We start from the raw sequence: 15,548 nt of genomic DNA on the forward strand, positions 1-15,548 counted from the left end.
AATAAACCCTGTAGCAGCTGCCGAAGGCTGCGTTGAGGTCCGAAGGACCTCCGCTTTTCGACAGCACAACTGCTTCGCAGTTGAACGCAGCCTGCGGCCGCTGCTACAGGATCTTCATAAAGTTTGCTGGAACGGTTTTTCGAGGGTAAGTTGCGCGCCGGTTTTGTTGTCAGGCAGCCATGGCTGTCATGTAGCGCGGGGCAACTTGGGCCCAACTAATTTTAGAGGACCTCCACTTGCCTGTTTTTTCTTTGTTGCGCAATGCCCTGCTGGTCGGCGCCGGGCTGACGCTTGCCGTCAGTGCCCAGGCCACCGGCACGGTGCATATTTATAACTGGTCGGACTACATCGGTGAGACCACCCTGGCCGACTTTCAGAAAGACGCCGGTATCAAGCCGATTTACGACGTATTCGATTCCAACGAAACCCTGGAAGGCAAATTGCTGGCCGGGCGTACCGGTTACGACGTGGTCGTGCCGTCCAACCATTTCCTTGGCAAGCAGATCAAGGCCGGCGCTTTCCAGAAGCTCGACAAGTCTAAGCTAGGCAACTATTCCAACCTCGACCCGGTGTTGCTCAAGCGCCTGGAGCAGAACGATCCGGGTAACCAATATGCCGTGCCATATCTGTGGGGCACCAACGGCATCGGTTACAACGTCGACAAGATCAAGGCTGTGCTGGGGCTCGACAAGATCGACTCCTGGGATGTGGTGTTCGAGCCGCAAAACATCAAGAAGCTGCACAGCTGCGGCGTCGCGTTCCTCGACTCCGCCGATGAAATGATGCCCACGGTCCTCAATTACATGGGCCTGAACGCCAATAGCACCAACCCCGAAGACTACAAAAAGGCCGAGGCTAAATTGCTGGCGGTGCGGCCTTATGTGACGTACTTCCACTCATCCAAATACATCGCGGACCTGGCCAACGGCGATATCTGCGTTGCAATCGGTTTTTCCGGCGATATGTTCCAGGCCAAGGCCCGCGCGGCTGAAGCCGGTAAAGGCATAAACATCGCCTACTCGATTCCAAAAGAGGGTGGCGCGCTCTGGTTTGACATGCTGGCGATTCCCAAGGATGCGGCCAACGTCAAGGAAGCCCACGCCTTCATCAACTATTTGCTCAAGCCTGAGGTGATCGCCAAGGTCAGCGATACCGTGGGCTACGCCAACCCAAACCCTGGGTCGGACAAACTGATGGAACAATCCATACGCACCGACGCGTCGGTTTATCCGCCGCAAGCGGTCCTCGACAAGATGTACGTGTCCATCGAGTTACCGCCGAACATTCAACGTTTGATGACGCGCAGCTGGACCAAGGTCAAGTCGGGCAAATAGCGTCAAACTATCCAGGTTCGCCACGTTGAGCGAACTGCAAATTCTGTTGGGAGTTTCGTAAATGGCAGTTGCCTCCGGCGCCTATAAGAAAGCCCTCGAGGGCGACCAATCACCTAAACAGGTGTTGGTCAAAATCGACCGGGTCACCAAAAAGTTCGACGAGACGATTGCCGTGGACGACGTGTCCCTGGAAATCAAGAAAGGCGAAATCTTCGCCTTGCTCGGCGGCTCGGGTTCGGGCAAATCCACCTTGCTGCGGATGCTGGCAGGTTTCGAACGGCCCACGGAGGGGCGCATTTTCCTCGATGGTGTAGACATCACTGACATGCCGCCGTACGAGCGGCCGATCAACATGATGTTCCAGTCCTATGCGTTGTTCCCGCACATGACCGTGGCGCAGAACATCGCCTTCGGCCTCAAGCAGGACAAGATCCCGACGGCCGAGGTCGATGCCCGCGTGGCCGAGATGCTCAAGCTGGTGCAGATGAGCGAGTACGCCAAGCGCAAACCGCATCAGCTGTCCGGTGGTCAGCGTCAGCGCGTGGCCCTGGCGCGTTCGTTGGCCAAGCGGCCGAAGCTGTTGTTGCTCGACGAACCGATGGGCGCGCTGGACAAGAAGCTGCGTTCGCAAATGCAGCTGGAACTGGTCGAGATCATCGAACGCGTCGGCGTAACCTGCGTCATGGTGACCCACGACCAGGAAGAGGCCATGACCATGGCCGAGCGCATCGCGATCATGCACCTGGGCTGGATCGCCCAGATCGGCAGCCCGATCGACATCTACGAAACCCCGACCAGCCGCCTGGTCTGCGAATTCATCGGCAACGTCAACATCTTCGAAGGTGAAGTGGTGGACGACGCCGAGGGCCATGCACTGATCACCTGCAAGGATCTGGACCGCAACATTTACGTGGGTCACGGCATCAGCACCTCGGTGCAGGACAAGTCCGTTACCTATGCGATCCGTCCGGAAAAACTGCTGGTGACGGCCGAAATGCCGACCTGCGAACACAACTGGTCCAGCGGCAAGGTGCACGACATCGCCTACCTCGGCGGCCATTCGGTGTTCTACGTCGAACTGCCGAGCGGCAAGCTGGTGCAGTCCTTCGTCGCCAACGCCGAGCGCCGTGGCCAGCGCCCGACCTGGGGTGACCAGGTTTACGTGTGGTGGGAAGACGACAGCGGCGTGGTACTTCGCTCATGAACATGCGCAAACTCAAACGCCGGCTCAATCGAATACTTCCCGGTGGCCGTCAGCTGGTCATCGGGGTTCCGTTCATCTGGCTGTTCATGTTCTTCATGCTGCCGTTCTTCATCGTCCTGAAGATCAGCTTCGCTGAAGCCGACGTGGCCATTCCGCCGTACACCGAGATCTACACCTTCGTTGACCAGAAACTGCAGGTGCTGCTCAACCTGGCCAACTACGCGATGCTGGGCGATGACGAGTTGTACATCGCCGCTTACCTAGGCTCGCTGAAGATGGCGCTGTTCAGCACCATCCTCTGTCTGCTGATCGGCTACCCGATGGCCTATGGCATTGCCACCGCCCGCAAAGAGCTGCAAACGGTGCTGGTGCTGCTGATCATGATGCCGACCTGGACCGCGATCCTGATCCGCGTGTATGCGTGGATGGGCATCCTCAGCAACAACGGGCTGCTCAATGGTTTTCTGATGAGCATGGGCTGGATCGACGAGCCGTTGCAGATCCTCAATACCAACCTGGCGGTTTATATCGGGGTTGTTTACTCCTATCTGCCGTTCATGATCCTGCCGCTCTACGCCAACCTGGTGAAACACGATCACAGCCTGCTGGAAGCCGCATCGGACCTCGGTTCGAGCAACTTCAACAGCTTCTGGAAGATCACCGTGCCGCTGTCGAAAAACGGCATTATCGCCGGCTGCATGCTGGTGTTCATCCCGGTGGTGGGGGAGTTCGTGATCCCGGAACTGCTCGGTGGTCCGGAAACCCTGATGATCGGTAAAGTGCTCTGGCAAGAGTTCTTCAACAACCGCGACTGGCCGGTGGCGTCTGCCCTGGCGGTGGTGATGCTGGCAATCCTGATTGTGCCGATCATCCTGTTCAACCGCAGTCAGGCCAAGGAAATGGAGGGTAAAGAATGAAGCGCTTCCGTTTCTCGAACCTGATGCTGGTGCTGGGTCTGCTGTTCATCTACGCGCCAATGCTGATCCTGGTGATCTACTCGTTCAACGCCTCGAAACTGGTAACGGTGTGGGGCGGCTGGTCGGTGAAGTGGTACGTCGGCCTGCTCGACAACACGCAACTGATGGGCTCAGTGGTGCGCTCGCTGGAAATCGCTTGCTACACGGCGATAGCGGCGGTGGCATTGGGGACGCTGGCGGCGTTCGTGCTGACCCGCATCACCCGCTTCAAGGGCCGCACACTGTTTGGCGGCCTGGTGACGGCGCCGCTGGTGATGCCGGAAGTGATCACCGGTCTGTCGCTGTTGCTGCTGTTCGTGGCCATGGCGCAGATGATCGGCTGGCCGCAGGAGCGCGGCATCGTCACCATCTGGATCGCTCACACCACATTCTGTGCAGCCTATGTGGCGGTGGTGGTGTCGGCGCGCTTGCGTGAATTGGATTTGTCCATCGAAGAAGCGGCCATGGACCTCGGTGCGCGGCCATGGAAAGTGTTCTTCCTGATCACCATCCCGATGATCGCGCCGTCACTGGCGGCCGGCGGCATGATGTCGTTTGCCTTGTCGCTGGATGATTTGGTGTTGGCGAGCTTTGTTTCGGGGCCAGGGTCGACGACCCTGCCGATGGAAGTGTTCTCGGCGGTGCGTTTGGGCGTGAAGCCTGAGATCAATGCCGTGGCCAGCCTGATTCTGCTGGCGGTGTCGCTGGTGACCTTCCTGGTCTGGTTCTTCAGCCGTCGCGCCGAAGAAAGCCGCAAGCGTGCGATCCAGCAAGCCATCGAGGAAGCCGCTGCCGACTCCTGGAAACAACCGGACGTACGTCGGGCGCAGGCACCGGAAGCGGCTTAAAACTGCTGCCGATCAAAAGATCGCAACCTGCGGCAGCTCCTACAGTGGAATGTGAATCCCGTAAGAGTTGCCGCAGGCTGCGATCTTTTGACTTTATGGCCCAGAGTTTTGCGGCGAAGGCGTCAGCCCGGCCAGAAAAAATCTACCGCGCCGGCAACAGCTTCAAGGTGCTGCGGGTATTGGCCATCACTTCTTCCTCATTGAAATTCGCCTGGTAATAAACCCCTTCGATATACGCCTCGGCTTGGTCGGCATAATGGCTGTCGAACGGCACGCCGCTCTGGCCCACCGGGTTGATGGTCAGGCTGTGGGCCGGGTCGGCGAAGTCGATCAGCCGCCGGGTCGACGGGCCGTAGGTCACGGGCCACGGCGCCGGGCCGATCTTGGCCGAGAGGTTGTTCGGTACTTCGTGGGTGCCGGGGGCCGCGAATGGGCCAACGTTGAAAATCTGGTCCAGGGGCTTTTGCATCCCCAGCGGATGGCCGTGGGTCAGGGTGTGCGCCTTGCCCCACTGCCATTGCGCGGAATCGGCGCCAAGGGTGGCTTTGAGATGAGCCATGCTCGCTTGCCAGGCCACCTTGACCGTATCGGCGCGGGTTTCCTTGCCAGGGGTGTTGCGGTTGTCCCACCACGGCGAGTCGGCGGAGGCCGCCAGGCGCGGCAGCGCGGCATCGATCACCCGGGTCGGGAGCAGCGTTTCGAAGAAGTCATTGCCCAGTTCATCGCGCAGCGCCGCGTCGGCGAGGTTGAACAGGAACTGGTTGAACAGGGTGGCGCTGATGGAGTCCAGCGGGTAATCGCCGCTCCACTGCGCCAGTTGCTCCACCAGTTTGAGTTCGGCCGGATCGCTCACCACTTCACGCAGTACCGGCAGCAAAGGCGCCAGCAAGCGCGGCCCGTAGGCGGTGGTGGTACCCAGTTGCAGCTTCTGGTTGGCCGCGTTGTCCCACTTCACGTTCTTGTCGCTGAGCTGGCGATTGAGCTGCTGCCCGCGATCGGCGAGGTTGTAGTAGCCGGGAATTTCCATGCCGGTCGGCGACACCGGTTGGAAGTTGGCCGAGACGATGTAGCCCCGCGCCGGGTTCTCTTCCTGCGGGTTGGCACTGAACGGGTAAAAACCTTCCTTGTCCGCCTGAGGGGTGCTGCCGTCGAGGATGAAACCGGGCTTCACCCCGGCCGGACGCTTGGGCAGCAACGCCGAGGCCCACCAGCCGATGTCGCCCTTGGCGTTGGCGTAGACGATGTTCAGCCCCGGTGCCTGAACCTTGGCGGCCGCGGCGCGGGCCTTGGCCAGGGTGTCGGCGCGGTTGAGCTGGTAGAAACCGTCGAGGATCGGATTCGGGGTTTCGAGGAACGCCCACCACATGGCAACCGGCGTCTTGCCGGCGGCAGTGCCAAGCGCATCGTTGACGATCGGGCCATGGGGCGACTGGCGCAGCGTCAATGTGACCGGTGACTGGCCTTTCACTGCGATCTGTTGTTCGGTGGTGACCATGTCCACCCACTTGCCGCGATACCAGACCTGGTCCGGGTTGTCCGGGTTGACCTTCTCGGCGATCAGGTCCAGATCGTCGTTCTGGAACATCGTCAGGCTCCAGCCGAAGTCCAGGTTGTGGCCGAGAAATGCAAACGGCACCAGCGCCTGATGGTAGCCATACAGCTCGAAGCCTGGCGCCGACAGGTGCGCCTCGTACCACACTGACGGCACCGAGAAGCGTATGTGCGGGTCACCGGCCAGCAGCGGCTTGCCGCTTTTGCTGCGGTTGCCGGAAATCACCCAGGCGTTGCTGCCTTCGAATTGCGGCAGGCCGTGGTCGGCCAGAGCCTGCTCACTCAGACGGGCAAGGGCGTTCAGGTCTTTCCAGTCACTGGCGGCGAGGACCGGCGCGGGGCTGGGGCGCCTTTTGGCCAGCAGGCCCTTGGGCTGCCAGTCGAGGTCGAAGATGTTCAGGTAATCGGCGCCCAGTTGGTCACGCACGTAAGTCAGCAAGGGTTCGGTGCGAAACGCCGCGGCAAAGCTGTAGGCCATGTAGCCGGCGATGCTGATGCTGTCTTCGGCGGTGAAAGGGCGCTTGGGGATTCCCAGCACGTCGAACTCTACTGGCGCGGCGTGGCTGTCCTGATATTGATTGATGCCGTCCAGATAGGCTTGCAGGGCCTTCCACGCCGGCGACTCACGATCCAGCGCGGCCACGTAACTGTCAGCACGTTCGCGGATGCGCAGGCTGCGAAACAGTTTGTCGGTGTCGAGCAGTTTCGGGCCGAGGACTTCGGCCAGCTCACCACGGGCCAGGCGCCGCACGGCTTCCATCTGGAATAGTCGGTCCTGGGCCTGCACGTAGCCGAGGGCGCGGTAGAGGTCGGTTTCGTTTTCGGCGCGGATATGCGGCACGCCGCGCTCGTCGTAGCGCACGGTCACTGAGCCTTGCAGATGCTGCAACGCCACCTGGCCCTGGCGCGTCGGTTGTTTGCTGTACACATACCAGCCGCCCCCGGCGGCGAGCGCGACGATCAGCAAGGCAAGTACGGTCAGGACGCGTTTCATGGTGGCTCCTTGTTCTTTCGGGATTGCCGCCCGTGTGGGCTGCAAACGTGTAGCACAGACCTCCTGTGCCGGGCATCGCGGTCCTGGAAAAGTCAGGAATGCCTTACTTCGCCACCGCGGGCCACGGGCAGTAGCAACCCACCGCCATCGTATGGGTGGCGTTCACCGCCCTGCCTGCGTTCAGCGCTTGCAGGATAGGCTCGATAAAACTGTTGCTCGAATTGCAGGTCAGGCCTTCGCTGTACGGGCCGAAATATGCCAGCTTGCCGTCGCGGTCCCATATCGCCACTGCCGGACTGGCGGGAATCTGTTCGGAGCCAGGCAGGACAGCGAGGGTTTTCAGGCGGCTCAAGGTGCCGGGCAACTGGCCGTGACTGCCGGGCTTTTGTACCGTATAGAACTCGACGCCCTGCGGTACATATTGCTCAACCAGTTCAGTCAGGTGTTGTTGGTTGCCGACATTGCATGGGCAGGCCGGGTCCCAGAAGTGCACCAGGCGAATGGCGCCGGGGCCGGCGAGTTCGTCGGGCAGGCGCAACGGGTCGCCGGAGAACACGGCGGTGTGCGAACTGAAGGCTCGCAGGTAGCGTCCCTGAAACCAGTCGTAAGCGGCCCACAGCACACTGGCACACACAAGGGCGAGCAGGCTGGCAAGCAGTGTGGTGCGATAGGCCGGGCGCATGGGTTTCAATCCTCGAAGGTCGGCTAGCTTGCCATGCTTGCTGCGACAGATGAATATCGCAGGCCGATAAAGTCCGTTTAGCGCTCTGGAATAGCCCATGTCTGCCACTTTCGACCCCGATCATTTGCGTGCCAGCCTGCGGCCGTTGGCCGAGTGGCGGCCGCTGTCGACGGAGGCCATGGCCTATCAGCGTTTTTACGGGCTGGATTTTCCACAGCGGACCCTGCGCCGTGGCTTGGGGCGTTTCGAGATCGATGGTTATGAAGTGGTCAGCCAGCTCTGGTGGCCCGAGCGGGCGAAGGCGACGCTGTTTCTATTTCACGGCTTCTACGATCACACCGGGCTCTACCGGCATGTGATTGAGTGGGCGCTGGACCAAGGGTTTGCGGTAATCGCCTGCGACCTGCCGGGGCATGGCTTGTCCAGTGGCGAACGGGCGAGTATCAAGGACTTCGCCGAGTACCAGAGCGCCCTGCAAGGCCTGCTGGCCGAGGCGCAGTCGTTGGGCCTTCCGCAGCCCTGGCACTTGTGCGGGCAAAGCACCGGCGGGGCGATTGTGATCGACCATGTACTCAATCAAGGTGCGAGCAGCCCGGCCCAGGGGCAAGTGATTCTGCTGTCGCCCTTGGTGCGGCCGCGAGCCTGGGGTTGGTCGCGGCTCAGTTATTACCTGCTCAAGCCGTTTGTCAAAGGCATCGCCCGGCGCTTCAGCGAGAATTCCAACGACCCTGACTTCCTCGCGTTCCTGCAGGCCGATCCGCTGCAACCGCTGCGTCTGCCAACGGCCTGGGTCGGTGCGCTGGGACGGTGGATCAAGCGTATCGAAGCGGCACCGAGCAGCCCGCGGCGGCCGCTGATCGTGCAGGGGCAGGCGGACATGACCGTGGATTGGGAGCACAACCTTGAAGTGCTGCGAGGCAAGTTCGATCGGCCCCAGGTGTTGATGCTGCCTGAGGCGCGGCATCATCTGGCGAATGAGTCGCCGGGGCTGCGGCAGGAGTATTTCGGGTTTTTGACCAAGCGCATGAGTCGGGATCGGCGGTGACATTTCGATAGTCTTCGCGGGCCATTTCACGGACGCCAAAAATTACTGGGTCAGGCTCGACGTACTTTGCCCCACTGCCAACCCCGCCCGAATCGCCGCCAATGCCGCTTGGTAATAAGCCTTGCCTTCAGAGGACTCGGCAAAGGTCGAAAACTCTTCCAGTTCGTCATCCGACAGGTCGCGATAGACATACAGCAGCGTGTTGTTCAGGTCGGCGCCGATCTGCTCCATCAGGCGCTGGCGCTGACCGTTCAACATGCCTTGAGCCTGACCGTTGCCGAGCAGGCCGGGGATCATCGAACTCAGGCTGTCGGCCGCGACGCCTGCGATCGCCAGGCTGACTTCAGCGCCGGCCTCGCGGGCGGGCAGGGCCTGGGCCAGGTGGCCGATGATCAGTTGACGGGTATCGCTGGCTTGCATCTTCGGCAAGCCCTTGGCGTTTTTCGCCAATTGATCGCGACGGGTCGCCAGCAGTTCGGCGGCGACGATTTTCTTGCCCAGGGGCGATTGAAAGAAGGTCAGCGCAGGTTTCGGGTCGGCGAGCTTCTTGCGCAGTTGCGCTTCGGCGCGCTGGTCCATGGCCTTGGGGGCGAACCGCAGATTGCTGTTGTCGACCAGGGCCTGGAACACTGCCGGTGGCAAGCTGTTCTGATAGCGCTGCTGAGCGGCCGAGAGAGCATCGTTGAAATGCGCGCGTTGTTCTGGCCAACCGGCGACCTTGTACAACTGGTCGTGGCCGTCCGCCCAGGCGGGCAAAACGCAGAACATCAACAGTGAGAAAAGCAAGCGACGCATAGGGACTCCTGTCAGCAGGCGACTATTCTCCGTGCGGCATTCGTACTTGTCGAGAATTCGTATCAGGTTGAGTACCTTATCCGACCAATCCTCCGCTGCGTGGCTCTGTCGGATTTGCGGGCACAGGAATACTATGCGCGCCATGCACATACCCTCTGATCATCCACTGCTGTTACGTATCGTCGACGACCTGGCCGAACACGGCTGGTCGCAGCAGAATATTTTCCTGCCCCTGGACCTGACCCGGGCGCTGGCCGCCGAATGTCGTAAACGTGCCGCCGAGGGTGAGCTCGCCCCGGCCGCCGTGGGGCGCGGGGCGTTTTCGGAGATTCGCGAGGGCATTCGCGGCGACCATATCCAGTGGCTCGAACCCGGCCAGGCCGAGTCCTGCGACAGCTACCTGGGGTTGATGGACAGCCTGCGTGAGGCGATGAATCGTGGTTTGTTCCTGGGCCTGGAAGATTTCGAAAGCCATTTCGCCCTATACCCGCCCGGCGCTTTCTACCTCAAGCATGTCGACCGTTTCCGTGACGACGACCGGCGCATGGTCTCGGCGGTGATCTACCTCAACGACGCCTGGCTGCCCGAGCATGGCGGTCAGTTGCGCATGTACCTGGACGAAGGCGTCGAGCACGATGTGGTGCCCACCGGCGGATGCCTGGTGGTGTTCCTGTCGGGCGACGTGCCCCACGAAGTCCTGCCCGCGACCCGAGAACGCCTGTCCTTGACGGGCTGGTTCCGCCGTCGTGGCAACGAGCCGTTCTAATCATGCAAAAAATTCTGGTAAGCCGCTGTTTGCTCGGTCACCGCGTCCGTTACGACGGCGGGGCCAGCGGGCCGTTCGATCTGTTGGAACAGTGGATTGCCGAGGGCCGGGTGGTGCCGTTGTGTCCGGAAGTCGCCGGCGGGTTGCCGACACCCAGGGCTGCGGCGGAAATTCCCGGCGGGCAGGGCGGTGAAGTGCTTGATGGCCTTGCATCGGTCATCACCACCGAGGGCGAGGACGTCAGTGCCGAGTTTCTATCGGGGGCTTCTCAGGCGCTGGAGCTGGTGCAACAGCACGGCATCCGGATTGCCGTGCTCAAGGCCAACAGCCCGTCTTGCGGGAATCTGCTGACCTATGACGGGACGTTCAGTGGAGTGAAGGTCAGCGGTGAGGGCGTGACCGCCGCGCTGCTCAAGCGCCATGGTGTGCAAGTCTTCAGCGAGCTGGAGTTGCCGCAAGCGGCGCAGGCCCTGGCAACCCTGAAGTAACAGCCCGCAGGGTTACTCATTCGCCCGAATCAAGGTTTCGGCGCCACACCCGCATCTGCCCCAAACCACTTTTGCTCCAGCGCCTCCAGCCGGCCATCGGCCTTGATCCGCTGCATTGCATTCTCAAGGCTGGCATGAAATGCCGGATTACCCTTCTGAAACGGAATCGCCAGGCTCACAGGGGTGGCCTTCGGTTTTTGTTCCGTCAGCGACTGCACCAACAGGATTGATCGCGGTTGCTCTTCTTTCTGCGCGATCAATTGTGCGTTGGTGTGAATGTAAGGTTCGCTGAAGTCGAAACGATCCTTCAGGTCCGGGGTCAGTGCTATGTGATTGATGGCAACGTCGTATTTGCCGCTTTCGACGCCGGTCATCAGATCGTCGGAATCGGTGACGACGAAGTCGGCCCGTACATCCAGCTCATTGGCCAGCAGTTGACCCAACTCGACCTCGAACCCGGTCAGTTTGCCGTCATCCTTGAAATTGAAGGGCGGTGTATTAGCCTCAAGAGCAATGCGCAATTCGCCGCGGTCGTTTACATCGTCCATCAGTTCGGCATGAGCCAAAGGGCTCAAAAGGGGTAGCAGGCAGATCAGGCCAGGCAAAAAGCGCATGGTCACTCCTTTGAATTCATTTATCTATCGCGACGCGCTGTTCAGGCTCGCTTTGCTATGGTTATTGAGTGCCTTCGACAACGAATGGCCGTTAAGTTGTTCACGGTCGAGCGAATTTTACGGAAAAACTGGAGAAGAGAATGAAAAGCTTTATGTCACGAGCAGCATTGGCTGGTGTGCTGATGGGTGTTTCGGTGCTGGCCGGTGCCGCCACCCCGGCTCCGAAGGGGGCAGAAGTGTTCATCGTATCTCCTGCGGACGGAGCCACGGTCGCGCAAACCTTTACAGTGAATTTCGGCGTCAAGGAAATCGCACTGGCACCAGCGGGCGACACCACCAAAAACACTGGGCACCACCATCTGCTGATCGATGTCGACAAACTACCGGCTGCCGGCGCTCCGATTCCAAACGATGCCAATCACATGCACTTTGGCAAAGCGCAGACTCACGCTGAAATCAAACTGGCACCGGGCAAGCACACCTTGCAGCTCGAACTGGGCGACAGCGGTCACATGCCGTTCGATCCGCCGATCGTGTCGAAGAAAATCACCGTGACGGTGAAGTAGCTTTTCCACAGCGATGAAAAAGCAGCCGTAAAAAAGGGAGCTCCGAGGAGCTCCCTTTTTTGTCGCTCAAGTCGCGATCAGAACAACACGCGGCAACGAATGGTGCCGTTGATGTGCTGCAGCTTCTCTTGCGCCATTTCCGAGTAATCGGCATCCACGTCGATCACGACGTAGCCGACTTTCTCGTTGGTCTGCAGGAACTGACCGGAAATGTTGATGCCGTTTTCGGCGAAGACCTTGTTGATCTCGCTCATCACACCCGGAATGTTTTCGTGGATGTGCAGCAGACGGTGCTTGCCAGGGTGAGCCGGCAAGGCCACTTCCGGGAAGTTCACGGACGATACCGACGTACCGTTGTCGCTGTACTTGACCAGTTTTTCCGCCACTTCCAGGCCGATGTTGGCCTGCGCTTCAGCGGTAGAACCACCGATGTGCGGGGTCAGGATCACGTTGTCCAGGCCACGCAGCGGGCTTTCGAACTCTTCTTCGTTGGAGCGTGGCTCCACCGGGAATACGTCGATGGCCGCGCCGATCAGGTGCTTGTCCTTGATCGCGTCCGCCAGGGCGTCCAGTTCGACCACGGTGCCGCGCGCGGCGTTGATCAGGATGCCGCCCTTCTTGATGGCGCGGATTTCCTTCTCGCCGATCATCCACTGGGTGGCAGCGGTTTCCGGAACGTGCAGGGTGACGATGTCGGACATGCCCAACAGCTCGTGCAGGTTGCCGACCTGGGTGGCGTTGCCCAATGGCAGCTTGGTCACGGTGTCGTAGAAGTAAACCTGCATGCCCAGGCCTTCCGCCAGGACCGACAGTTGAGTGCCGATCGAGCCGTAACCGACGATACCCAGCTTTTTACCGCGGATTTCGAAGGAGTTGGCTGCGCTTTTGATCCAGCCGCCACGGTGGCAGGAAGCGTTCTTCTCAGGGATGCCGCGCAGCAACAGAATCGCCTCGGCCAGCACCAGCTCGGCAACGGAGCGAGTGTTGGAGTACGGCGCGTTGAATACCGCGATACCGCGTTCGCGAGCCGCGTTGAGGTCGACCTGGTTGGTGCCGATGCAGAAACAGCCGACAGCCACCAGTTTCTTCGCGTGATCGAAGATCTCTTCGGTCAGTTGAGTGCGGGAGCGAATGCCGATGAAGTGAGCATCAGCGATCTTTTCCTTCAGCTGGGCGTCCGGCAGAGAACCTGTGAGGTACTCGATGCTGGTGTAGCCCGCCGCCTTGAGGACGTCGACAGCCGATTGGTGGACGCCTTCGAGAAGAAGGAACTTGATCTTGCTCTTATCGAGAGAAGTCTTGCTCATCTGCGTAAACCTGTGTCCCGGAGAAAAAATGGCAGGGAAGGGAGCAGCCAGAGCTGACCCGGACGGCAGGAAAGCCGTCGCCGCAGAACAGCCTTTGGGCACTATCCTGCGGGGTCGGTATGCTAGCATATGCGACCTGCTAACACTCATTCTGCGACGTGAAGCGTACTCAGGATGACCATGAATTGTTCGAGAGTTCTGTCGATGACCAATCCTGCGCTGATTGATGAGCTGAAGACCCTGGTTGAGCCTGGCAAGGTGCTGACCGACGCCGACTCCCTGAACGCTTACGGCAAGGATTGGACCAAACATTTCGCCCCGGCCCCGACGGCCATTGTGTTCCCCAAGACCATCGAGCAGGTCCAGGCCATTGTCCGTTGGGCCAATGAACACAAGGTTGCGCTGGTGCCGTCCGGCGGTCGTACCGGGCTTTCTGCCGCAGCAGTGGCGGCCAATGGCGAAGTGGTCGTGTCCTTCGACTACATGAACCAGATTCTCGACGTGAACCTCACCGATCGCACCGTTGTTTGTCAGCCGGGCGTGGTTACCGAACAATTACAGAACAAGGCTGAAGAGCACGGTTTGTACTATCCGGTGGACTTCGCTTCGGCAGGTTCCAGCCAGATAGGTGGCAATATCGGCACCAATGCCGGCGGGATCAAGGTGATTCGCTACGGCATGACCCGTAACTGGGTGGCCGGCATGAAAGTCGTCACCGGCAAGGGCGATCTGCTGGAACTGAACAAAGACCTGATCAAGAACGCCACCGGCTACGACCTGCGTCAGCTGTTCATCGGCGCTGAAGGCACCCTGGGTTTTGTCGTCGAAGCCACCATGCGTCTGGACCGTGCGCCGAAAAACCTCACCGCGATGGTGCTCGGTACAGCCGATTTCGATTCGATCATGCCGGTATTGCACGCGTTCCAGAGCAAACTTGACCTGACTGCCTTCGAATTCTTTTCCGACAAAGCCCTGGCCAAGGTCATGGCACGCGGCGATGTGCCGGCGCCATTCGAATCCGACTGCCCGTTCTATGCGCTGCTGGAATTCGAAGCGACCACCGATGAAGTAGCCAACCACGCCCTGGAAACCTTCGAGCACTGCGTCGAGCAGGGCTGGGTGCTGGACGGCGTGATGAGCCAGAGCGAAACCCAGTTGCAGAACCTCTGGAAGCTGCGCGAGTACATCTCCGAAACCATTTCCCACTGGACGCCGTACAAAAACGACATTTCGGTCACTGTGTCGAAAGTCCCGGGGTTCCTGAAGGAAATCGACGCGATCGTCGGCGAACACTACCCGGACTTCGAAATCGTCTGGTTCGGCCACATCGGCGACGGCAACCTGCACTTGAACATCCTCAAGCCGGATAACCTGAGCAAGGATGAGTTCTTCGCCAAGTGCGCCACCGTCAACAAGTGGGTGTTCGAAACCGTCGAGAAGTACAACGGTTCGATTTCCGCCGAACACGGCGTGGGCATGACCAAACGTGACTACTTGACCTATAGCCGCTCACCGGTTGAGATCGAGTACATGAAAGCCGTCAAGGCGGTGTTCGACCCGAACGGCATCATGAACCCGGGCAAGATTTTCGCTGTTTGATTCTTCGAATTTTAAGAGCACGAAGCAGGAGTCGGTCAATGAGCTATCAGCACCAGTATGTCGACGGAACGCGTATTCATTTTCCGCTGGGGAAAGTGGTGTGCATCGGCCGCAACTACGCCGAACACGCCAAGGAACTGGACAACCCGGTGCCCACCGAACCACTGCTGTTCATCAAGCCCGGCAGCTGCGTGGTGCCACTGGAAGGCAGCTTCAGCATTCCGACCGAGCGCGGTTCGGTGCATTACGAAGCAGAAATAGCGGTGCTGATCGGCAAGCCATTGTCGACCAAGCCGAGCCGCGAAGAAGTGCTGGATGCCATCTCCGGCTTCGCCCCGGCCCTGGACCTGACCCTGCGCGACAAGCAGGCCGAGCTTAAAGCCAAGGGCCTGCCGTGGGAAATCGCCAAGTGCTTTGACGGTGCGGCGGTGATTGCGCCATTCGTGGCTGGCAGCACGTTTACCGACCTGACCGACATCGGCATCCGCCTGACCATCAATGGTGAAGTCCGCCAGGATGGCAACACCAAGGACATGCTCAATCCGATCGTGCCAATGATCCAGTACATGGCCGGCTGCTTCTCGCTGCAGGCCGGTGACGTGATCCTCACTGGCACGCCGGTGGGCGTTGGCCCGCTGAACGTCGGTGACGAACTGGTGCTCGAATTGCCGGGTGTCAGCCGCTTTACCAGTAGCGTTCTCTAAAAAGCAAAAAACCGCAGCCTGCCGCAGGCTGCGATCTTTTGATCTTGGCTGCCCACACAGGGCAATCCGGCCATTTCCCGTTTTTTTCACATTTT

15 protein-coding genes are annotated in these 15,548 nt (G+C 60.0%); 10 read left to right on the plus strand and 5 right to left on the minus strand.

The genetic code is table 11. The features are described from left to right. Positions 1-236 precede the first annotated feature (236 nt). From AC07VO_RS08310 to AC07VO_RS08325, 4 genes are all read left to right on the plus strand, one after another. The gene (locus tag AC07VO_RS08310; protein ID WP_086944379.1) at positions 237-1,334 is read left to right on the plus strand and encodes a polyamine ABC transporter substrate-binding protein; all 1,098 of its coding nucleotides are present in this window, start codon (positions 237-239) and stop codon (positions 1,332-1,334) included. Between the two features lie 61 nt (positions 1,335-1,395). Next, positions 1,396-2,538: an ABC transporter ATP-binding protein gene (locus AC07VO_RS08315; protein ID WP_018928636.1), complete on the plus strand. Its 1,143-nt coding sequence runs from the start codon at positions 1,396-1,398 to the stop codon at positions 2,536-2,538. Beyond that, positions 2,535-3,455, plus strand: a complete 921-nt coding sequence (locus tag AC07VO_RS08320) for an ABC transporter permease subunit (protein WP_018928637.1) — start codon at positions 2,535-2,537, stop codon at positions 3,453-3,455. Before AC07VO_RS08315 ends, AC07VO_RS08320 begins: the two co-directional genes overlap by 4 nt. Continuing rightward, complete coding sequence (locus AC07VO_RS08325; RefSeq protein WP_018928638.1) at positions 3,452-4,342, plus strand: ABC transporter permease subunit; 891 nt, start codon at positions 3,452-3,454, stop codon at positions 4,340-4,342. Before AC07VO_RS08320 ends, AC07VO_RS08325 begins: the two co-directional genes overlap by 4 nt. A gap of 142 nt (positions 4,343-4,484) precedes the next feature. Here the strand turns inward: AC07VO_RS08325 and AC07VO_RS08330 are convergent, their stop codons facing one another. After that, the gene (locus AC07VO_RS08330) at positions 4,485-6,887 is read right to left on the minus strand and encodes a penicillin acylase family protein (RefSeq protein ID WP_086944380.1); all 2,403 of its coding nucleotides are present in this window, start codon (positions 6,885-6,887) and stop codon (positions 4,485-4,487) included. Positions 6,888-6,990: 103 nt separating this feature from the next. Beyond that, positions 6,991-7,569, minus strand: a complete 579-nt coding sequence (locus AC07VO_RS08335; RefSeq protein WP_086944381.1) for a DUF6436 domain-containing protein — start codon at positions 7,567-7,569, stop codon at positions 6,991-6,993. A gap of 97 nt (positions 7,570-7,666) precedes the next feature. Between AC07VO_RS08335 and bipL the strand changes: the two genes are divergently transcribed. Further along, the gene (gene bipL, locus AC07VO_RS08340; RefSeq protein WP_018928641.1) at positions 7,667-8,614 is read left to right on the plus strand and encodes a phospholipase BipL; all 948 of its coding nucleotides are present in this window, start codon (positions 7,667-7,669) and stop codon (positions 8,612-8,614) included. 42 nt (positions 8,615-8,656) lie between these two features. On the opposite strand, the gene AC07VO_RS08345 is transcribed toward bipL, so the two are convergent. Next, the gene (locus AC07VO_RS08345) at positions 8,657-9,409 is read right to left on the minus strand and encodes a DUF2059 domain-containing protein (RefSeq protein ID WP_018928642.1); all 753 of its coding nucleotides are present in this window, start codon (positions 9,407-9,409) and stop codon (positions 8,657-8,659) included. Between the two features lie 133 nt (positions 9,410-9,542). Here AC07VO_RS08345 and AC07VO_RS08350 point away from each other — a divergent pair, with 133 nt between their 5' ends. Both AC07VO_RS08350 and AC07VO_RS08355 read left to right on the plus strand, forming a co-directional pair. Next, positions 9,543-10,175 carry a 2OG-Fe(II) oxygenase gene (locus AC07VO_RS08350; RefSeq protein ID WP_018928643.1) on the plus strand — a complete coding sequence of 211 codons (633 nt, stop codon included), beginning with the start codon at positions 9,543-9,545 and terminating at the stop codon, positions 10,173-10,175. 2 nt (positions 10,176-10,177) lie between these two features. Beyond that, positions 10,178-10,663, plus strand: a complete 486-nt coding sequence (locus tag AC07VO_RS08355) for a 2-thiouracil desulfurase family protein (protein WP_018928644.1) — start codon at positions 10,178-10,180, stop codon at positions 10,661-10,663. A 29-nt stretch (positions 10,664-10,692) separates the two neighbouring features. On the opposite strand, the gene AC07VO_RS08360 is transcribed toward AC07VO_RS08355, so the two are convergent. Next, positions 10,693-11,277, minus strand: coding sequence for a transporter substrate-binding domain-containing protein (locus AC07VO_RS08360; protein WP_064621014.1), 585 nt, complete (start codon positions 11,275-11,277; stop codon positions 10,693-10,695). A 140-nt stretch (positions 11,278-11,417) separates the two neighbouring features. Between AC07VO_RS08360 and AC07VO_RS08365 the strand changes: the two genes are divergently transcribed. After that, positions 11,418-11,843 (plus strand): DUF4399 domain-containing protein, encoded by a 426-nt coding sequence (locus AC07VO_RS08365; protein WP_086944382.1) that lies wholly within the window; start codon positions 11,418-11,420, stop codon positions 11,841-11,843. A gap of 77 nt (positions 11,844-11,920) precedes the next feature. Here the strand turns inward: AC07VO_RS08365 and serA are convergent, their stop codons facing one another. Next, positions 11,921-13,150 (minus strand): phosphoglycerate dehydrogenase, encoded by a 1,230-nt coding sequence (gene serA, locus AC07VO_RS08370; protein WP_018928647.1) that lies wholly within the window; start codon positions 13,148-13,150, stop codon positions 11,921-11,923. 204 nt (positions 13,151-13,354) lie between these two features. Here serA and AC07VO_RS08375 point away from each other — a divergent pair, with 204 nt between their 5' ends. Both AC07VO_RS08375 and AC07VO_RS08380 read left to right on the plus strand, forming a co-directional pair. Continuing rightward, complete coding sequence (locus AC07VO_RS08375) at positions 13,355-14,749, plus strand: FAD-binding oxidoreductase (RefSeq protein WP_018928648.1); 1,395 nt, start codon at positions 13,355-13,357, stop codon at positions 14,747-14,749. A gap of 38 nt (positions 14,750-14,787) precedes the next feature. Beyond that, on the plus strand, positions 14,788-15,453 hold the full coding sequence (locus AC07VO_RS08380) for a fumarylacetoacetate hydrolase family protein (protein WP_018928649.1): 666 nt from the start codon (positions 14,788-14,790) through the stop codon (positions 15,451-15,453). Positions 15,454-15,548: the final 95 nt, after the last annotated feature.

Source organism: Pseudomonas sp. GW821-FHT03E01, from assembly GCF_059420765.1.